Raw genomic sequence first — 19,150 nt, 5'->3', positions numbered from 1 at the left:
ATAATCGACTAATGACCTACAGCAGCACCTTTACCCAGCACTTCTTGAGCGCTGTGGTGCAGGATCATACCTGAGTCGTAGAAGTATTGGGTCATCTGCTCCAGGAAGCCTAACTCAATGGTCAGTACACCAACAATGGACAGTACGATAGTGTATGGCAGGGCCATCCAAACCATACGGCCATATGAGAGACGGATGAGCGGAGCCAGAGCTGAGGTCAGCAGGAACAGGAAGGCCGCCTGACCGTTAGGAGTCGCTACAGAGGGCAGGTTGGTCCCAGTGTTGATGGCAACGGCAAGCAGGTCAAACTGATCGCGGGTGATCTGGCCATCAATCAGCGCGGCTTTCACCTCGTTGATATAGACAGTACCCACAAACACGTTATCGCTGACCATGGACAACAAGCCGTTGGCCACATAGAAGATAACCAACTGCATATTGCCTTCAAAGCCGAGAGCCCATTGGATGACAGGGGCAAACAGGCCTTGATCGATAATCACACCTACAATGGCAAAGAATACCGCCAACAGTGCGGTAAATGGCAGGGCTTCTTCAAAGGCTTTACCCAGGGCGTGTTCATCGGTAATACCGTTGAACGCCGTGGTCAGAATTATCACTGACAGACCGATGAGACCAACTGATGCCAGGTGGAACGCCAGACCGACAATCAGCCAAATACCAACCAGAGCTTGGATAACCAGCTTCATCTTATCTTTACTGGTTCTGTGGGCATCTTCGTGGGCCGCAAATTCCACCAGAATTTTGTGCACAGCCTCAGGCAGTTGGGCGCCATAACCACAGATGCGGAATTTTTCTACCAGCATACAGGTAATGATACCGGCAAAGAATACTGGCACAGTCACAGGCGACATCCGCAGGGCGAATTCGGAGAATTGCCAATTGGCCTGAGCGGCTATGATCAGGTTTTGTGGCTCACCCACCATGGTGCACACGCCACCGAGGGCAGTACCAACCCCGGCATGCATCAAGAGGTTACGCAGGAAACCACGAAAGGCCTCCAATTCTTGGGCATTGAGTTGTTCACTACCATCCGAGGTGTGGTCATGATCGGCGCTGAAGTCTTTACCGGACGCCACTTTATGGTAAATGGAGTAGAAGCCTATTGCCACGGCAATGATCACTGCGATAACCGTCAAGGCATCGAGGAACGCCGACAGGAAGGCAGAGGCGACACAGAACATCAAGGATACAACTATTTTGGAACGTACCTTGGTGATCATCTTGGTAAATACATAAAGCAGTAACTGCTTCATGAAGTAGATACCGGCCACCATAAATACCAACAATAGTAATACTTCGAGGTTGGCCTCAATCTCGTGTAACACTTGGCTGGGGCTGGTCATTCCGATGAATACGGCCTCAATCGCCAATAAACCGCCTGGTTGCAGAGGATAGCACTTAAGTGCCATGGCCAGAGTGAAGATAAACTGCACGACCAAAAACCAGCCCGCAACAAAGGGATTGATACTGAAGAGTATCGGGTTGATGACAAGAAAAATCAGTATTGCAAGCTTGTACCACTTGGGTGAGTTACCCAAGAAGTTACTCATAAAAGCCTGAATCGGTGTAGCAGGCATGTCTTCCTCTCTAATCTGTTATAAGTGGTTGTAACGTCATTGTTTGACGAACGGTAAAATTTGCGTAGTTCAGTCTAGCCTAAAGATAAACTCAATGTAATGATTAGGGTATACAGGGATTTCAAAAAGCGGATCTCGAGCGCAAAATTCAGTGACTGCTGATTTGAACTTGGTCACTTTTATAGCAATTATTGAGAACTCTACAGGGCTGGATTTCCCATTTGTGATCTGATGGTTTTCATTTTTCGTCGCTCTGGTATGATCTGTGGCCAGAATAATGCTAACAATCGGAAAACCGGGCTGATGATAATCAATGCCAAAGGACCTGCAAGTTTTGCAGAGAAATATATAGTGCGTTCAATCTGGGAAAATAAGTTTCCCCCCGGCTCCATACTTCCTGCGGAACGGGAATTATCAGAGCTTATTGGCGTTACCCGCACGACTTTAAGAGAAGTGTTACAGCGTTTGGCCCGCGACGGTTGGTTGACTATTCAGCATGGCAAACCCACCCGAGTGAATAATTTCTGGGAAACCTCAGGACTTAACATTTTGGAGACGATTGCCGATCTCAACCCGGAAGGTTTTCCTGTACTGGTTGATCAGCTCTTGTCCGCCAGAACCAATGTCAGTGCCATCTATTTTCGTGGAGCGCTACGGCATAACCCGGATACTGCGGTCGAGGCACTGTCTAAAATCCATGATCTGGAAGATGAAGCAGAGGCTTATGCCGAGTTTGACTACCAGTTGCATCACACCCTAGCGTTTTCATCGGGGAACCCTCTGTATGTGCTTATCCTAAACGGATTCAAAGGGTTGTATGCCAGAGTCGGACGCTACTATTTCAGCAGCTCCGAGGCTCGGGCCTTGGCATTGGCTTTCTATCAAAAACTTGAAACCCTGGCCAAGGACAAAAATTATACTCAAGTACCGGCCTTGATGCGATCTTATGGTATTGATAGCGGCATCATGTGGCAAAAATTACGTGATGCTATGCCGTTGGAAATGGCTCAGGATAACCAATAAATATTTAAAGAAAGTGCGAATAAGCCCCATGTATGCACTGCTTGCAGGGCTGGATGCAAGCAGTGCAAGCAGCAAATGGCCTATCCTTTTCCCTAAGTTTGGGTTCCTGTAAACACTTGCTATGTTACTTGTCTGATATGATAAGTGACCTTTGTTAACTCAGGGTGCTTGGTTAAATACTTTGAGTTAATATCAACTTCTCAATATACAGCTTATGTTTTAGCTCATTGATTCTAAAGGAATAACCAGCCTTATATGGCTGTATTTGTCATCATCGACGCTTATGGTCATCTCCCCAAGCAACTTTAATCTAACGTAATCTTGCAAGTTGACAAGGGAATCTGTTGCGCTGTGTTCTTTCGCTACATGCTCAGGATTTGTTTCCCTTCTGTTGGTTAGCTTAGTCTCGAAATGATGTTCATCTATTTTGGTGGCGTTGAGCGTGATGCATGAACCTTGGGGAGTATCATGTAATATTTGTCTCAACAAAGGGTAGAAGAGCAATAATAATTGCCATGGTTTGGCGCCAGGTAGGAGCTTTTCTTCAATAATTATTCTCATTTCAACATTGGCTTCAGTAAATGCAGATGCCAACAGAGCCTGCATATGGAAGACAAACTCGTCGAAGTAGAGCGCTTTGATTTCTGTTTGAGGATGGTTAACCAAGGCCAAAAGATGGCGTAATCTGGCGGACTCAGCCAAGATAAGCTCTTTGGACTCTTGTTGTATTTCGCCTATGTCAGGCTCGAACAGTCGGGATCCCAAGTGATCAAAAGCGCTAGATAGCTCACAGATGAGCTGACCAAATAAATTGGGGAGTTGTAACTCCTGTTCCTGCATCAATGTTGTGCTGAGGCTGAGTAACTGGGACTTGCTTTGTGCTTGTTGCAACATGGTTTCCAACTGCTCAAGCTGTTGCTGCTGTTGTTGGATGGTACGTTTGTTACGCTTATTGAGATCAACCTGCAATTCCAGGGCCTGTTCCAGTTGTCGCTCTTGTCGTTTGTGACTGGAAAGGTCAAATGCTATGGCGCCTATGCCGCAGATCTCGGCAAATTCATCCCGAATTGGGAAGCGGGTTACTTGAAATGTCACATCTCCCAGAGGGGTTGCTATGGGTTCTTCAGAGCAGAACGGACTGTGATTGTTTATCACTCTTTTATCATTGGCCTGGTATATTTGCGCCAAGCCAAGCGGAAATACCTGAGTATCATTGGCGCCGATAAATTGATTGCGTTCATGGGCGGTTATTTCGCAGTATTTATCATTAACTAGTGTGTATTTACCAGTCAAGTCTTTGATATATATTATATTTTGCGAGTGATTCATTAAGGCGTTCAGCTGCTCGGTACGTATTTTTAGGACTTGTTGGGCCTTATACTGTACTTCCAGCTGTTGCTCCAGCGCCAGGTTACTGGCGTCCAGGCTAGCCATAGTTGTTTCCAACTGCCGGGTACGGGAGATAAAGCTGCCGGCTAATATCCCCAGTTCATCTTCTCTATCTCTGGCATCCAACTCCAAACGGGCAGGGTTGTTTTCTCTGAGCGCCTCGGCCATACGGCTAATAGGTTTAATAAATAACCTGTGTTGAACCAGAAACAGCAGTAACAGCGCCAGCAGTTGAATTGCAACAAGATAGATACCCACTTTACCGGCTATTAAGGTTGCATCTTTCTTGAGCGAGGACAGTGGCGTAACTATTACTATTTTCCAATAGGTCTTTGGCATCAAAAATACCGAAACCAGTGCAGGTTCCTTGAGCAAGGGGTCTTGATTAAGCTCTTGAGTTAACAAAAGTTTGGCATTTGCTGGCCATTCTCTGGCAGAGTTATTGATTATAGTATTGAGTAACGCAGCGTCTGTTTCATCACGGTCCCCCAACAAGGATGCCAATTGTTGATTGCTAAAGGCTTTGTGTTGGTTTGCCTGTTGGATAAGTACTTGATCCGCACTGCGAAGCGCTTCACCAACGAATTGGAATTCTGGGAAAAGGCGTTCCAAACGTTGAAAATCATCTAAACTCAGCGGCTTTTCTCGAGTATTGTCTTGAAACTCATCTTCCCAGGGGGATGCGAGTAAGTGGTTGCGATAATCAAGGGCAAACACATAACCACTAAGATCTTTCAGGGCGCCTCTAAAGAAACGGTTCAGGCCTCCCAGGCTAATGTCTACAGTGGCGGCACCAATAAATTCATGATCTTGCCAAATAGGAACAGACGCTGTGACCATGGCTTCTGCAGTGTAAGGATCACGATAGGCACTTGACCAGAAGGTTCTGTCTGCCGGGAAAAAGCGTGTCGGTTTATACCAATCTTCGTTATGGTAACCTTGTTGGGGTTGTTCATTATAACTGTTGAGTTGCTGCAATTCGCCATAACCGTCTCGATACCAGAAGAGGCTGTCAAGAATTTTTCCCGGTTCAAAAGCTCTTGGTTCGGGCCAAATACCGCCGCCGGTAATCATTTCCTTTTGGGTATCTAATTCCAACACAGATTTGATACTGGCCTGAAGTTCAAATTCGTTGCCACGATACAGAGCTCCGAGGTTCGCCATGGTACTGACCAGGCTTTCTATTTGGGAGGTGACTTCCTGCAGTCTTGCGGTAACGACTTGACCATAACTTTGATTCAATGCTCTTTGTTGGCTAAGCAACTGGTTACGTTGGATGCTGAGCAGTACAAGTACAGTACTGATAACGATAAGAGCGCTGATAATTAACTGGCTGAGGGCAAATTTAACCGGCAGGCGTTTCAACCAGCCGGGAAGCCAAGGTAATGGGGTGGATTGTTGCTTCGCCTGGTTCCCTTGCATATATCCTCAGTAATAAGCCTTTAAATCAGTTGCTTAATATAATTCCTGATGGGAGCTTAGCCTTCCCGGAAACTTGCCCCCAGTTAAATTATATCGTTTAGTGTCTGAGGGTTATAACAAGACTATGGGCGTGTAATCAGACGACTGACGTGTAGCCGACGCGATCTGTAAAAGGTGTATATATGTTCATCATTTTCGTGACTGAATAAACCCTGATATGGAAAGGTATAGTATAACCTATTGAGAAAACCCGCCATTTTTCTATGTCTCATCAGAGCTCTGTTACTTTGATGCGAAAAAGGGTCACCGGCTTTGGTTGTCTCCAAATGGCTGTCAAGGTATCTGAATGAAAGCGAGTTGAGTTCTGCAGCAATGGAACTACCAACTCTTTGGCGGAAGAGGCTGTCCGGCAATTTATTTTACTCGCCGAAGTCTCCCATTTTGTTGAGTTTCTTTAATCAACAGCATAGCTCAGCCTCTAATTTGTTGCGGTTAACTTTGCCCCCCAAAGCACCTGTTAATCTTAGGTGTAATTTATAACGCAACTCACTGATATGTAGTGGTTAAACCTTGTTTCCTACTTGTTGGGATTTGTTGGGGTTTGTTGGGTGGATCACGAAGTTATCATTCGGGGTTAAATTTTACTTGCCTACACTTCATATAGTGTTTATTGTGCAAACAAAAGTTTGTCACGTAAACAAATGTTTGTGCAGGAGCGCGCCAATGACAGAACGTGAACTCGAAATTCTGGCCCTGATTAAAGCTGACCCATTGATCCCACAACAAAAACTAGCTGATCAATTGGGCATAACCCGCTCGGCAGTCGCAGGTCATATCATGAACCTGACTCATAAAGGTGTGATCCGTGGTAAGGGTTATATCCTGGTGGAGAACCCCTATGCTGTCGTGATAGGCGGTGCCAATATGGATATTCTTGGTCGGCCGACTTCCAAGCTAAGGGTAGGGGATTCCAATCCTGGCTGCGTCAGTTGCTCACCCGGCGGTGTTGGGCGCAACATTGCCGAAAACCTGGCGCGCCTGGGTTCAGATACTCGATTGGTGACGGCGATAGGCAAAGACGCTTATGGTGAGATGATTACCGCCCAGTGTCGTCAGGCCGGCGTCGATATGGGCAACAGCTTGCAGTTTGAAGACGCGGTGACCTCCACCTATCTTTCGGTATTGGATGGCGACGCCGATATGCATGTAGCCATCAATGACATGGCCATTCTTGAAAGATTGGGCCCTGAAGTGCTCAAAGGGCTGGAAGATATGCTGCGCCGCGCCGAACTTCTGGTGTTGGATACCAACCTTTCTGAAGCCGCCTTATCCTATCTTTTGAGCAACTTTCCTCAAGTTCCGGTATTTATTGACACGGTTTCCTGTGTCAAGGCGATGAAAATCAAGCCTTATCTCAACGCCATCCACACCCTCAAACCCAACCTCAAGGAAGCCGAACACCTCTCCGGCATCGAAATGCGCAGCAAAGAAGACTTAAGCGCCATCGCTAACTGGTTCCATGAACAGGGCGTCAAGCGGATCTTCCTCAGTATGGGCAGTGAAGGGGTATTTGTCAGTGATGGCGGCGAGTCGCAGATGGTGCCCACCAAGCAGGTGGAAATGGTCAACGCCAATGGCGCCGGAGATGCCTTCCTGGCCGGATTGGCTCACGGTTGGCTCAAGCAGTGGCCATTGCTGGAAACCACAGAATTTGCGATGGCAGCGGCCCGTTTGGCGCTGTCTCATATCGCGACTATCAACCCCAATATGTCTGAAATCTCTGTAAACCGTATTATCAAGGAGTCGTTATGCTGAAGCAGTATCTGGATATTCATCCTGAAGTTCAAGCAGCCCTGGAACAAGGCAAGCCGGTGGTCGCACTGGAGTCGACCATTATTTCTCATGGTATGCCGTATCCGCAGAACGTTGAGACAGCGCTCAAGGTGGAGCAGATCATCCGTGATAATGGCGCTGTGCCTGCAACTATCGCCATTCTCAAGGGCCGCCTTAAAGTGGGCATGAGCCAGGAAGAGATCAATTACCTGGGCAAGGCCGGTGAAGCCGTGATTAAAACCAGTCGCCGCGACATTCCCTTTATTGTCGCCAAAGGTGCAGACGGTGCCACCACGGTTGCTTCTACCATGATCCTGGCCGCAATGGCCGGTATTAAGGTGTTTGCTACCGGTGGTATCGGTGGTGTACACCGCGGCGCTCAGCAAACTTTCGATATCTCTGCCGATTTGCAGGAGCTGGCCAACACAGATGTGGCCGTGGTTTGTGCCGGTGCCAAGTCTATTCTGGATCTGGGCCTGACCCGTGAATATCTGGAAACGCAAGGCGTGCCTGTCGTTGGTTTCCAAACCGATAAACTGCCGGCTTTCTACACTCGCGAGAGTGACTTCGGCGTCGACTATCGCTTGGAGCAGCCGGTAGAGGTCGCTGCTGCCATGAAAGCCAAGTGGGACATGGGGCTTAAGGGCGGTATGGTGATTGCCAACCCAATTCCCCATGAGCATGCGTTGGATAAAGCACTGATCGATGGTGCCATCGCCCGCGCAGTGACTGAAATGGATGAGAAAGGCATAGGCGGCAAGGCTTCAACGCCGTTCCTGTTGGCCAAAGTTGCCGAAATTACCGAAGGTCACAGCCTGACTGCCAACATAGAGCTGGTATACAACAATGCCAAGCTGGCGGCTGAGATTGCCCGCGAGTACGTGGCTCGTTAACAAGACGGCATTCAAGGTTACTTGAGCTAACTCAACCAACCCGGCGATTGCCGGGTTTCTTTTGGGATGACATATCGCCCCTGAGCCAAAGCATGCCAAAGCTCAAATCGGGTAAATAGTGTCTTAAAACGGGATTAATCCGGCCAAAGCCACTCAAGCCCCTTGCAGAGCCGGGGGCGAACTCCTATGATCCAGCGGTTTTCCATCCCGAGGCCCAAATATGCTTAACTCCCCGCTTAGTGAACATGCCAGTGAGCTGGTCATTGCGATTCTCAATCAGGTACTGACTCAAGGTGCGCCACTGGACCGCGCCTACTCAAAGCAGTTTGCACCTGAGCGGCTCAAGCCTTGGGAGCAAGCCAGAATTGCTCTGGTCACCGGGGATATTTTGCGCCGTTTAAGTTATTACAGTTTTTTGGCTGATGTTGCAGCGGAGCAAATTGAGCGTGAAGGCACCAGGCTCATCAACGCCTGGCATATGGCCAATGGCCTTGAGCTGCCGAAAATGCGCTACGCGCTGCAGATGGACAGTGAACTGCTTGAGCAGCGGATGGCGGCGGCCCAAGCACAGCCTGCGCTGCTCGATGGTTGCCCGCAATGGCTCGAAGCGCTAGGGAGTGAACAACTGGGGGACAACTGGCCGGCGGAGCGCCACGCCTTGACTCAGGCCCCCAAACGTTATCTGCGCACCAATTTACTTAAGTGCAGCCGGGAAGAACTCAAGGCTCGTCTTGCCAAGGAAGGGGTGGAGACTTGTGAAGTCCCCGAGGTTGCCAGTGCTCTTGAAGTGATTTCCGATTCAGCGCTGTTTCGCACCGAATGCTTTAAGTCGGGCTGGTTTGAGCAGCAGGATGCCGGCTCGCAACATGTTGCCGAAGCCCTTGGGGTTGAACCCGGGATGCGGGTCATTGATGCCTGCGCCGGTGCCGGCGGCAAGACGCTGCACCTGGCCGCCAAAATGCAGGGCAAGGGACGATTACTGGCGATGGATGTCGAGCAGTGGAAGCTGGATAACCTTAAGCAGCGGGCCCGCCGCGCCGGCGCCCACAATGTGGAAACCCGGCTTATTGCATCCAGCAAGACTATCAAACGTTTGAAACTCAGCGCCGACAGGGTACTTTTGGATGTGCCTTGCTCAGGACTTGGGGTGCTGAAACGCAACCCGGACACCAAATGGCGTGATACCCCTGAGCGCTTGCCGGTGCTGATGGAGCTGCAGGAGCATATTCTCGGCAGTTACAGCCGCATGGTGAAGGTGGGCGGGATCCTGGTTTATGCCACTTGCTCGATTATGCCGCAGGAAAACGAGCAGCAGGTAGCGCGTTTTCTGAAGCAGCAAAGCCATTTCCGCTTACTCGATGAGGAAACCATCAGCCCGGCCAAAACCGGTTTCGATGGCTTCTATCTGGCAAGAATTGAGCGGATAGCCGAGTAACAATCAAGCCTGTTTGAGTCATATTGACTTAAACAGGCGGTTTTACATCCGCCTCAAAAAGCATCTCAACAAAAGCATCTCAACAAAAACCGCGCCGCTCACACTTACCGGTTTGCCTAGTCTTGCCGCTTTATTCCCCCTGCAGGGTCAACAGCAGGCGGCGCCGACCGCCATTGTCTCTGTGCTCGCCAAGATAGATCCCTTGCCAAGTACCCAGTGCCAGTTCTCCGGCGCTGACAGGCAGTAGCAAACTGGTGCCCAGCAGGCTGGATTTAATATGGGCCGGCATATCATCGGCGCCCTCATAGGTGTGGCGAAAGTAAGAGGTATTTTCGGCCACGGCGTGATTGAACCAAGCCTCAAAATCCTGCCGCACCGTGGGATCGGCGTTTTCGTTGAGCGTCAGCGAGGCAGAGGTATGCAGCAGTTGCAGGTGCAACAGGCCGCAACTGACGTAAGGCATATCATCAAGAGCCTTGGCAATATCATCGCTTATTAAATGAAAACCACGTTGCTTGGGGCTTAAGGTCAATTGTTGCTGACGCCACATTGGCACTCCTTAAAACGGTTAACATCAAAAGAAACAGCCTTTAGACAATGCATTGTATCTCTTTCAATGTTGTCACTCCAAGAAGAAGAGGTGCCTGCCCTAACCGCAGAGCAGGATATTAAATGCCCGGGTGATAAGGTGTTTACCTGGTTTGTTGTAACCTTAGTGGCAGTAAATAAAAGTTATGAGCTGTTATTCAGCTGGAAAGTGGGCAAAAAAAGGCCCAAAACTATTCCAATTGTTTTGGGCCTAGGGGAATGGCTCATGGTTGAGCCGTGCGCTAATGTTGAGATCCGACAGGGTTGGCTATCTCTGAATAAATATTAGCCGATAACCGCTGAAAGATGCATTTAGACAGTGGATTTGTTAGCATTAATTGTTATAAGGTATAACCAAAATGCGAGCGCTCAAACAGATTGACCGGGTAATCCACTCTTTTTAATGGAATACTAACTATAGCAGCTTAGTGTTTGGGTTCAGGACAGACAAATTTTGTCTTTGACCAGTTCCCGCGGTAGATTGTTTTTCAGCCGGTTGCCCAGATGTTTACCCAGCCCAAGCACTTGCCCGCCCCAGGTCAATACCAGCTCACCACGGGCCTTTTCACTGCCATCCAGCGCGATATCCCGTCCCATCAGATAAGCCTGAGCCTCAGGCTCTGTAACTTCATAACCCTTGTCGGCGGTTACTCCCAAGGCCATTAAGGCTTCATGGCGCAGTTTCAACCCATGCTTACTGTCATCGGCAAGTTTAAGGCCGATACGTTGATAACGCATCTTGCCGATAAAGGGCTCAAAGTCGCTGGGAAACAGCCAGTACTCCTGATCCCTTATCCAGAGGCTGCCTTCGGGAAGCGTTTTGCCAAGCAACCGCTGCAGCTCGGCGGCGATGGCCTGTTGCTGTTTGGTACTGGCGGGAGTGAAAGGAAACTGCTTTTGCTGTTTGGGTTCATCACTTTCGCGTGCCACTGAACTCAGCTTACGCACCTTGGCAACAAAGAAACCTTCGCTGTCATAGATTTGCGGCCAAATATGCAGGAAACCCTCGGCAGTGCAGGCTTTCTCTGCCCCGGTAAACAGTGAATCAAGTGACTCAAAGACCACGGCAGCGCCATATTTTTGCTTAAGGTGTTGCAGTACCGCCTGGTTTTCCTGGCTGTTGAGGGTACAGGTGGAGTACACCATTACCCCGCCTGGCTTAAGTGCCAGAAAGGCGGAATCTATCAGATCCCTCTGGGTGGCGGCAATGTCGGCTATCTCCTGTGGATCCCAGTGTTTGAGGGCATCCGGATCCTTACGTACCGTACCTTCACCGCTACAGGGGGCATCGAGCAACACGGCATCCATGGATTCATACTGGTATTGGCCGAACACCCTGGCATCGAAGTGGGTCAGTGCCGTATTGCTGACCCCCATTCTCTGCAGATTGGCATGAAGCACTTTGACGCGGCTGGAGGAGTATTCGTTGGCGATCAGCACGCCTCCATTGGCCATCATGGCCGCCATTTGTGTGGTCTTGGATCCCGGCGCCGAGGCCATATCCAGCACCCGCTCCATTCCCGGTTCAAGCAGCGCCGCGGGTGGCAGCATGGAGCTCGCCTCCTGAATGTAAAACAGCCCTTGCTGATGTTCGATACAGTTTCCGGGTTGGCTATCACCCGCCTGGTACCAAAAGCCTTCTGGGCACCAGGGAATGGTTTCAAACTGCCAGCCTTTGGCTTGCATTCTCGAGAGGAATTCATCGACGCTGATTTTGAGGGTGTTGACCCGCAAGGCGGCTCTCAATGGTAAGCTGCAAAAGTGAATAAAATCCTCGAGCTTGAGATGTTCAGGCAGATCCTTGGCGATACTGTTGATAAAATTCTGATTTAATTGAACCATAAACAAAAAGGGTGACCCCGGGATGGCGGCAGTATAGCACACTCGGGCGCGGCGACTGTGGGGTGTTTTAGGTGTTGAACCGGGTTTGGAGTCTGTTCTTTATTATCGCGCTCGGAGCGATTTTGCTGCGTTTGATGAGCGGCGATGCGACCGTTCTCAATGAGTCTGTCACGGCGATGTTTGACAGCGCCAAACTGGCCGCCGAAATAGCGCTGGGATTGATTGGGGTGTTGACCCTGTGGATGGGGCTGATGCGTCTCGGGGAAAAAGCCGGAGTGGTTGCAGCCATCGCCTGGGTGTTTGAGCCGCTGCTCAGCAAGCTGATGCCGGAGGTACCAAGAGGCCATCCCGCCTATGGCAGCGTCACCATGAACCTGACCGCCAATATGCTGGGGTTGGACAATGCCGCCACGCCATTGGGACTTAAGGCGATGGCGGACCTGCAAAGCCTGAACCCCGACAAGAAGACCGCCACCAACGCCCAGATCCTGTTTTTGGTGCTCAATACCTCTTCCGTGACTTTGGTGCCCGTGACGGTTTTTCTGTACCGGGCGCAGCAAGGGGCGGCTGATCCTGCCGATATTTTCCTGCCTATTTTGCTTTCGACCCTGGGCTCGACCCTGGCAGGTTTGAGTCTGGTGGCGCTGGTGCAAAGGATACGTTTACTGGATTGGGTGGTGCTGGGTTATGGCGCGATACTGCTCGGCGGTCTCAGTGCCGGTGTGATGTACCTGTTGACCCTGGGAGCCGAGCGGATCGGCGAAGTCTCCGCCATGCTGGGGAACGGTTTGCTGCTGGGGATCATCTTTGCCTTTGTGCTGGTGGCGCTGCTCAGGCGGGTGGCGGTTTACGATGAGTTTATCGAAGGGGCTAAGTCGGGGTTTGAACAGTCGGTGCGGCTGATTCCTTATCTACTGGCCATGTTGCTGGCGATAGCCTTACTGCGCGCCTCCGGCGCGCTGGATTATCTACTCGGGGTGATTGCCGCTTTGGTGAGCCATATGGGGATGGATGGCCGCTTTATCGATGCCTTGCCAACCGCCCTAATGAAGCCTTTGAGCGGCTCAGGCGCCAGAGCCATGATGCTGGAAACCATGGCCCATTACGGCGTCGATTCTTTTGCCGGCAGGCTGGCGGCCATTTTCCAGGGCAGTACAGAAACCACTTTTTACGTGCTGGCGGTGTATTTTGGTGCCGTCGGTATCCGCAATGGCCGCCACGCACTAGCTTGCGGCTTGTTTGCCGATCTGGCGGGTATCTGCACTGCTATTGCGGTGTGTTATTGGTTTTATGGCTGAGGTGAAACATAGGTAGGATTGCAGAGTTAAAAAACGGGGCTCAGATGAGCCCCGTTTGGGTTTTATGGCTGGCTGAGTCTTGGACGCCAATCGAGCCAGTCGCGCTCGGGTTTATCATGAAGTGGCATCAGGCTCTGGTTTTCAAGCGGTTTACTGCTTTGGTTGTCGAGTTCAGTGACCACTCCTATGCCGCCGGCGAGTATGGTTTCCAATGAGCCGGTTTCGATTTGGGCTCCGGAAAACAGCCCCAAATCGACCCGAATACCGGACAAGTCGTAGAACCTGCTGCTCTGGTTGATAAGATGCCGATAGGGCGCGGCAATCTGAGTCTGGATCCAGACTTCATCGCCCTTGGGCGCCAACCGGTAACTGGTTACATCGCCAATTTGAATGCCGCGAAAGAAGATCCCTGTGCCTACGTTGACCGAGCCCAGGCTGGGCTTGCTCAGCACCAGTTGCAGCGCATCGGCCTCTGGGGCAACCGCCGTGTGTACTTGGCCATTGAACTGTTGGCTTACTTCGGCGGCTTGGCCCGGCAGGGCACTGATATAGGCGCCGGTCAGCAGGGTTTCCGGTGCCTTTATGCCCTTAAGGGATATTTCGGCGTTGACCAGGCTGTAGCGACTGTCGCTTTTGAGAAACGGCTCGGCATAGCGGCCATAGAGAACGGCACTGAGTTGCTGGCTGTGGAGATCGTCACTCAAGGTTACCCGGGTGACTTCACCTATCTGATGCCCCTGATAGCGGATAGCGGCACCTGGTTTGATAGTGGCACTGGCCGGGAAACTCAGCCCAATGGCAACGGCCTGATTGCGCGCCAGTGACTCGGAAGCATAAAGCTGCTTATTGTTGGGCTCGCCTTGCTCCAAAAAGCCCAAACTGATACTGCCCTTGATGGCACCGGCCAGCGGCGCGACATCCAGCTTGACTCCCGAAAGTCCGGCATCGATTGACACCGCCTGGTTGCGCCAAAACACGGCATTGGGTTTGAGCAGGGGCGCAAAGGTATGGTCTATGGCGAGCGCAACGGCAAATCTGTCATCCTGGCTCTGCCAACTGACCTGTTTCACCTGACCTATCTGCATCTTCTTGTAGTAGACAGGTGCGCCCGGGCTCAAGTCGGCGCCATCTTCGCTGTAGAGTTGCCATTTTAGCTGCTCCATGCCTTGGTAATAGTGGCCGGCCTCGGCACTCGAGGCAAACAGCGGCAGCGGTTTGGAAAGATCGGCGCCCTTGCGGCTTTGGCCGCGTCTTAAGCTGACACTGCCCTTGGTGAGGGTCGCAAAATCGCCGCTCTTGAGGCTGACGCCATCCAGTGAGGCGTTGAAGTCCAGTGCGGCTTCGGCGATGAAGTCACTGCCTTGAGTCAGCAACGGGGCAAATTCGGGCAACACCTCGGCCTGGTACTCTACCGAATTGAAGTCCCGGCTCAGGGCAACTGAAGTGACCTTGCCTATGGCGATCTTCTTGTACCTCAGCTCGGCCTCAGGGCTGATGCCGGGGTTTTCATCGGCTCTAAGCGTTATCTTTAGCGCCTTGGCCTTGCTGAGATCCGGTGCCTGCTCGGCCAAGGCGTAACGGGTTTGAGCCTCGCCCGTACCCGGGAGAAAGGCGATGGCATCGCCGCTCAGCAATCGGCCCGGGTGTTTTATGCCGGACAGTGACAGCTCGGCGCCTTCACGCCAAAACTGCGCCGTGCCGGTCAAAAGACTCGAGTAGGGGGCGTCCAGGCGGGCATGCAGCGCCACGCCGTCATCGGCCAGCGCTATCTCTTCGATTTCCCCTATGGGCAAACCTCGATAGAGAATGGGGCTGCCCTTGGCGAGGCCTTCGGCGTTGTTTGCCGACAGAATAAAGCTGGCGCCGCCACTGGCTTCTATTTCATTGTCGTATAGGGTGAAGTTGTCGCCGTTCTTTGCATGCTTTGAGTTTTCTGGGGAATCAAAGTTGATGCCGCCGGCGAGTATCGCCGCCAAGCTCTCGGCACTGACTTTGACGCCGGAAAGCGAGGCGTTGATCTCTATGCCGGAGACATTCCAGAAGCGGGAATCCTTTTTGACCAGATAGGCATATTGCTCCTGAATAAAGGCGCTTAGCAGCAATTTGTCGCTGTTGTCGAGTCGATAGCTGACCACACTGCCGACCGGTACCTGGCGATAGAATACCGGAGAGCCCACATCCAGTGAGCCAAGGCGCTCGGCGCTCAGTTCAATCACTAAACCATCATTACTGGGCAGCACCGGCGGGGCAGAGCGCTCGGCCTCGTAGCGGTAACGCGAATCGCCATCCCCGGGTTGAATACCTATATAGTTCCCCGAGAACAAGGCATCCAAACCCTCGACACCTGTGATGGATGCCTTGGGTGTCACCAGCCAGAACTTGGTTTCATCCTTGAGGAAAGGCTCGGCGCGGTAGTCCATCAAGACATCGACGTTAACGCCCTGCAGCTCTTCATCGATGGAGATATCCACCACCTTGCCGACGGTCAGGCCCTGATAGCGCACCAGTGTCTTGCCCACATCCATACCGCTGGCACTGGGGAAGTGGATCCGCACTTCAATGCCGGACTCCTTAATGCTCTTCAGCCCCAGCCAAGCGCCTAAAGCCAACGCCACTATAGGTAACAGCCAGATGGGGGAAAAAAGCTTCTTTTTGACTATTTTAGGCTTTTCGATTTGCGTCATCTTCAGTGTCCAGTTGATCCCAAAGTAAACGTGTATCCAACACCTTGGCCGCAAGTTGGGTAAAGAGGATGACCAAGGCAAACGCGGTTGCCGCCGGCGCCGGTTTGGCGTCCAGCAATTGCCCCATATTAACCAGGGCAACGGTAATGGATATGACAAACAGATCCAGCATAGACCAGCGTCCAATCCATTCTATGATATGAAACCCGGCCATCATTGGCCGTTTGGGGATAGGCAGGTTGAAACTGATCGCCGTCAGATAGAAAGCCAGGCCGATAATCTTCAGCCAGGGCACCAGAATACTGGCGGTAAAGACTATGATGGCGATGGGTAACATATCCGACTGTACCAGATGGGTGATGCCGGAAAAAATGGTGTCGTAGGTGACCTTGCCCTGTTTGGTGAGCATGGTAATGGGATAGATGTTGGCCGGGATCAACAAGATGGCCGCGGTGATCAACAAAGCCCAGCTTTTTTGCAGACTGGTTTCATCCCTTAGCCTGAGCGGGTTTTGGCAGCGGCTGCAATACTCATCCTCTATCTGATTGAGTTTTTTACAGGCGGGGCAGCTGCACAGGCCCATGTCTTTGCCCTGGAGCTGCTTTTTAGCTTTCATCGAGAAAACTCCACATATGCTCCAGGTTATATTCGCGCTGCAGGAAGAGAGTCACCAAGAACAGCATGGTAAAACAAAAGGTTCCCATGCCAAAGTAAACATCAGAGAAGTCGGACAACTGAAAGGCGGAAACCAGGAAACTGATCACATAAATTTCCAGCATGGTCATTTGCGACAGCAGACCTTGCTTCTTGAGCAGCCAGGTGAGAACCCCTCGCCAGAAGTGATGCTGCACCAGACCTGCCTTGATGATCAGCACTTGGATAAAAATCGATAGGTTGAGTACTCCGGGGGCGATGACGGCCGCCACCAACACAGCAATCCCCACTATCCAATAACCTTGGTCCATCACCGCCAAGGCGCCCTGGTATGCGGTCGTGGTTCTGACACTGCCGAGAAAGTGCATTTCCAGCACGGGTAGCAGCATGGCGGGCAGATAAAACAGCAGGGCGCTGATACATAGCGCCAGCATGCCATTGATGGAGCAGTAGGGGGCATCATAAAGCGCCGTATGGCATCTTGGACAAAGCGCTCTGACGCCGGAGGGCAGGGCACGTTTGCTCACCGCCAGATCACAGGCGCGGCAGAGCACTATGCTGCAGTCCGGTTTGTTGTCGCTTGGATTATACGCTTTCAAATGCTGGATATATCCTGTTCTGGCCATGGTGACCCAAGCTTAATCGTCAACACGCTAACAGCGCTGCTTGTGGTCCATTGGAGTGAGTCGACAAAACAAACTCGCAAATACTATCAGAAAGAGCGCGTCTCTTGCATCTATAGCGCATTTTATGTCAATCTATTTACTGTATATTTAAACAGTGTGAGGAAGGTCATGGCCGTTATAACTCAGTACGTTGTGGTCAGAGAAGGGGTTGAGAAGATGACATTTACATCTAAGAAGGAGGCTGACGCCTACGATAAGATGCTCGACATCGCGGATAACTTAATCCCCTTTATCCAAGGTAGTGAATTGGAATTGGATGATAATACAACGGAAAAACTTGCTTTTTATTTAGCTTCTCATAAAGATACATTGGCGAATCTGCTCAAGGGCGCCCCGGTAAAAGCGCCGGCTCCCGCCAAGAGCAGCAAGAAAAAGACGGAATCAGAAAAAGCATAACCCGGAACCCCAGATGAAAGCTCAGTTTTACGATACGCTCAACCGTCAGGTACAGGCACTGTTTGCCGGTGAAGACGATATGATTTGTGCCATGGCCAACTTCTCTGCTTTGTTGAATGAACACCTTGAGGACATCAATTGGGTGGGCTTTTATCTGCTCAAAGGCGAGCAATTGGTGCTTGGGCCGTTTCAAGGCAAACTGGCATGCACCCGAATTCCAATGGGTAAAGGTGTCTGTGGCACCGCGGCTGCCAAGGCCGAGACTCAGTTGGTTGAGGATGTACATCAGTTTGCCGGACATATCGCTTGTGATGCCGCCAGTAACTCGGAAATTGTGATCCCTGTTTACCAAAAGGGTGAGCTGATTGCCGTACTGGATATCGACAGCCCCAGCCTGTCGCGTTTCGATAAAGAGGATCAAACCGGACTGGAGAGCCTGGTGCAGAGTCTGGAAAAGTGCTTATTTGGTTAATTCCCGTACAATCTGCCACAATTGATGGTCGCAATAAGGCGCACGCAGCTTATAATAGGCGGCTGCTCTGAGGGCCAAATGACCGTTTGTGGTGCTTGGTCGTATCAGGCTGAAATGTTAAGTTTTGTGTCATGCCTTTGGCTATGGCTGAATGCATGCTAATTTGTACGTTATCCCCCAAGGGGTTAACGAAGATGAACGACGCCGTGAGTACAGCAGACCTAACTGACCACTGACGTCCCCTGTTAACTGTGGAAGTAATGATGGAATCAACAGAAAAGTTGACCGACACCAACGCTATTCTGGCGTATTTGTATGAAACATTTCCTTTGTGCTTTATCGCTGAAGGAGAAACCAAACCACTGAAGATAGGACTGTTTCAGGATTTGGCTGAAAGGTTGGCTGATGATTCCAAAGTCAGTAAGACCCAACTTAGGGTCGCCCTGAGACGCTACACCAACAGTTGGCGTTATCTTAAGTGCATCAAGGAAGGCGCACAGCGAGTGGATCTCGATGGTAACCCTTGCGGCGAGCTGGATCCGGAGCATATTGAACATGCCAAGGCCACGCTGAAAGAGAGCCAGGAAAAGGCCAAGGCCCGCCGTGCGGCTGAGCCTGCCAAAGAAGGCGAAGCCAAGAAAAACAGGCCTGCGCGCAAGCCACGTCCTCAGGGGGATAAGCCCCGCAACGAGCGTCCTCGTAGTGACAAGAAAGTGGCCCGCAAGCCGAAGCCCGCTGCTCCAGCCGTGGAACTGGTTCCAGCCGTGTTGGAAGAGCTGAAACCTTCACAGCGAGTGAATGTCAAATTGGGTATGACGCCGGTAGCCGGTGTGATCCTCGACATCAATAAAGAAGATGTTCACGTTCAACTGGATTCCGGGCTGTCAGTCAAGGTCCGTGTGGAACATATTCTGCTGTAAAATCATCAAATAGAAAG

15 protein-coding genes are annotated in these 19,150 nt (G+C 51.1%); 8 read left to right on the top strand and 7 right to left on the bottom strand.

Annotated elements, in window-relative coordinates:
• Nucleotides 1-8: 8 nt before the first annotated feature.
• On the bottom strand, nucleotides 9-1,598 hold the full coding sequence (nhaB, locus tag ACMHXH_RS15190; protein ID WP_039033252.1) for a sodium/proton antiporter NhaB: 1,590 nt from the start codon (nucleotides 1,596-1,598) through the stop codon (nucleotides 9-11).
• A 303-nt stretch (nucleotides 1,599-1,901) separates the two neighbouring features.
• Between nhaB and fadR the strand changes: the two genes are divergently transcribed.
• Nucleotides 1,902-2,621 carry a fatty acid metabolism transcriptional regulator FadR gene (gene fadR, locus ACMHXH_RS15185; protein WP_039033316.1) on the top strand — a complete coding sequence of 240 codons (720 nt, stop codon included), beginning with the start codon at nucleotides 1,902-1,904 and terminating at the stop codon, nucleotides 2,619-2,621.
• 219 nt (nucleotides 2,622-2,840) lie between these two features.
• Here the strand turns inward: fadR and ACMHXH_RS15180 are convergent, their stop codons facing one another.
• Nucleotides 2,841-5,375: a PAS domain-containing protein gene (locus ACMHXH_RS15180; protein WP_413738239.1), complete on the bottom strand. Its 2,535-nt coding sequence runs from the start codon at nucleotides 5,373-5,375 to the stop codon at nucleotides 2,841-2,843.
• Nucleotides 5,376-6,155: 780 nt separating this feature from the next.
• Here ACMHXH_RS15180 and ACMHXH_RS15175 point away from each other — a divergent pair.
• From ACMHXH_RS15175 to ACMHXH_RS15165, 3 genes are all read left to right on the top strand, one after another.
• Nucleotides 6,156-7,247, top strand: coding sequence for a PfkB family carbohydrate kinase (locus ACMHXH_RS15175; protein ID WP_335912189.1), 1,092 nt, complete (start codon nucleotides 6,156-6,158; stop codon nucleotides 7,245-7,247).
• On the top strand, nucleotides 7,241-8,158 hold the full coding sequence (locus ACMHXH_RS15170; protein WP_039033250.1) for a pseudouridine-5'-phosphate glycosidase: 918 nt from the start codon (nucleotides 7,241-7,243) through the stop codon (nucleotides 8,156-8,158). The genes ACMHXH_RS15175 and ACMHXH_RS15170 overlap by 7 nt, the downstream gene beginning before the upstream one ends.
• A gap of 220 nt (nucleotides 8,159-8,378) precedes the next feature.
• Nucleotides 8,379-9,593 carry an RsmB/NOP family class I SAM-dependent RNA methyltransferase gene (locus tag ACMHXH_RS15165; RefSeq protein WP_039033249.1) on the top strand — a complete coding sequence of 405 codons (1,215 nt, stop codon included), beginning with the start codon at nucleotides 8,379-8,381 and terminating at the stop codon, nucleotides 9,591-9,593.
• 130 nt (nucleotides 9,594-9,723) lie between these two features.
• On the opposite strand, the gene ACMHXH_RS15160 is transcribed toward ACMHXH_RS15165, so the two are convergent.
• Nucleotides 9,724-10,143, bottom strand: coding sequence for a secondary thiamine-phosphate synthase enzyme YjbQ (locus ACMHXH_RS15160; protein WP_335912190.1), 420 nt, complete (start codon nucleotides 10,141-10,143; stop codon nucleotides 9,724-9,726).
• Nucleotides 10,144-10,619: 476 nt separating this feature from the next.
• Nucleotides 10,620-12,023, bottom strand: coding sequence for a 16S rRNA (cytosine(1407)-C(5))-methyltransferase RsmF (gene rsmF / locus ACMHXH_RS15155; protein ID WP_335912191.1), 1,404 nt, complete (start codon nucleotides 12,021-12,023; stop codon nucleotides 10,620-10,622).
• A 71-nt stretch (nucleotides 12,024-12,094) separates the two neighbouring features.
• Here rsmF and ACMHXH_RS15150 point away from each other — a divergent pair, with 71 nt between their 5' ends.
• On the top strand, nucleotides 12,095-13,321 hold the full coding sequence (locus tag ACMHXH_RS15150; protein WP_144361338.1) for a nucleoside recognition domain-containing protein: 1,227 nt from the start codon (nucleotides 12,095-12,097) through the stop codon (nucleotides 13,319-13,321).
• Between the two features lie 62 nt (nucleotides 13,322-13,383).
• On the opposite strand, the gene ACMHXH_RS15145 is transcribed toward ACMHXH_RS15150, so the two are convergent.
• From ACMHXH_RS15145 to ACMHXH_RS15135, 3 genes are read right to left on the bottom strand one after another with little or no spacing between them, the layout of a single operon-like run.
• Nucleotides 13,384-16,005 carry a PqiB family protein gene (locus ACMHXH_RS15145; protein WP_335912192.1) on the bottom strand — a complete coding sequence of 874 codons (2,622 nt, stop codon included), beginning with the start codon at nucleotides 16,003-16,005 and terminating at the stop codon, nucleotides 13,384-13,386.
• Complete coding sequence (locus tag ACMHXH_RS15140) at nucleotides 15,983-16,621, bottom strand: paraquat-inducible protein A (protein ID WP_233962371.1); 639 nt, start codon at nucleotides 16,619-16,621, stop codon at nucleotides 15,983-15,985. The genes ACMHXH_RS15145 and ACMHXH_RS15140 overlap by 23 nt, the downstream gene beginning before the upstream one ends.
• The gene (locus ACMHXH_RS15135) at nucleotides 16,611-17,258 is read right to left on the bottom strand and encodes a paraquat-inducible protein A (RefSeq protein WP_039033313.1); all 648 of its coding nucleotides are present in this window, start codon (nucleotides 17,256-17,258) and stop codon (nucleotides 16,611-16,613) included. The genes ACMHXH_RS15140 and ACMHXH_RS15135 overlap by 11 nt, the downstream gene beginning before the upstream one ends.
• 195 nt (nucleotides 17,259-17,453) lie before the next feature.
• Here ACMHXH_RS15135 and ACMHXH_RS15130 point away from each other — a divergent pair, with 195 nt between their 5' ends.
• The 3 genes from ACMHXH_RS15130 to proQ all read left to right on the top strand — a co-directional run bounded on the left by ACMHXH_RS15130 (nucleotide 17,454) and on the right by proQ (nucleotide 19,133).
• Entirely contained in the window at nucleotides 17,454-17,741 is a 288-nt protein-coding gene (locus tag ACMHXH_RS15130; protein WP_039033243.1) for a YebG family protein, read from the top strand.
• A gap of 13 nt (nucleotides 17,742-17,754) precedes the next feature.
• Nucleotides 17,755-18,213 carry a GAF domain-containing protein gene (locus tag ACMHXH_RS15125; protein ID WP_039033242.1) on the top strand — a complete coding sequence of 153 codons (459 nt, stop codon included), beginning with the start codon at nucleotides 17,755-17,757 and terminating at the stop codon, nucleotides 18,211-18,213.
• A gap of 263 nt (nucleotides 18,214-18,476) precedes the next feature.
• Nucleotides 18,477-19,133: an RNA chaperone ProQ gene (gene proQ / locus ACMHXH_RS15120; RefSeq protein WP_039033241.1), complete on the top strand. Its 657-nt coding sequence runs from the start codon at nucleotides 18,477-18,479 to the stop codon at nucleotides 19,131-19,133.
• Nucleotides 19,134-19,150: the final 17 nt, after the last annotated feature.

The organism is Shewanella sp. BJSY2023SW001 (assembly GCF_047314685.1).
In the GTDB taxonomy this organism is placed as follows: domain Bacteria; phylum Pseudomonadota; class Gammaproteobacteria; order Enterobacterales; family Shewanellaceae; genus Shewanella; species Shewanella indica.
This window is presented reverse-complemented; position numbering and strand designations above follow the sequence as displayed.

Bases quoted from the DNA above. Each gene is read 5' to 3' on its own strand.
- proQ (WP_039033241.1), top strand. From the start codon at position 18,477: ATGGAATCAACAGAAAAGTTGACCGACACCAACGCTATTCTGGCGTAT.
- ACMHXH_RS15145 (WP_335912192.1), bottom strand. From the start codon at position 16,005: ATGACGCAAATCGAAAAGCCTAAAATAGTCAAAAAGAAGCTTTTTTCC.
- ACMHXH_RS15140 (WP_233962371.1), bottom strand. From the start codon at position 16,621: ATGAAAGCTAAAAAGCAGCTCCAGGGCAAAGACATGGGCCTGTGCAGC.
- fadR (WP_039033316.1), top strand. From the start codon at position 1,902: ATGATAATCAATGCCAAAGGACCTGCAAGTTTTGCAGAGAAATATATA.
- ACMHXH_RS15160 (WP_335912190.1), bottom strand. From the start codon at position 10,143: ATGTGGCGTCAGCAACAATTGACCTTAAGCCCCAAGCAACGTGGTTTT.
- ACMHXH_RS15125 (WP_039033242.1), top strand. From the start codon at position 17,755: ATGAAAGCTCAGTTTTACGATACGCTCAACCGTCAGGTACAGGCACTG.
- ACMHXH_RS15175 (WP_335912189.1), top strand. From the start codon at position 6,156: ATGACAGAACGTGAACTCGAAATTCTGGCCCTGATTAAAGCTGACCCA.
- ACMHXH_RS15170 (WP_039033250.1), top strand. From the start codon at position 7,241: ATGCTGAAGCAGTATCTGGATATTCATCCTGAAGTTCAAGCAGCCCTG.
- nhaB (WP_039033252.1), bottom strand. From the start codon at position 1,598: ATGCCTGCTACACCGATTCAGGCTTTTATGAGTAACTTCTTGGGTAAC.
- ACMHXH_RS15130 (WP_039033243.1), top strand. From the start codon at position 17,454: ATGGCCGTTATAACTCAGTACGTTGTGGTCAGAGAAGGGGTTGAGAAG.
- ACMHXH_RS15165 (WP_039033249.1), top strand. From the start codon at position 8,379: ATGCTTAACTCCCCGCTTAGTGAACATGCCAGTGAGCTGGTCATTGCG.
- rsmF (WP_335912191.1), bottom strand. From the start codon at position 12,023: ATGGTTCAATTAAATCAGAATTTTATCAACAGTATCGCCAAGGATCTG.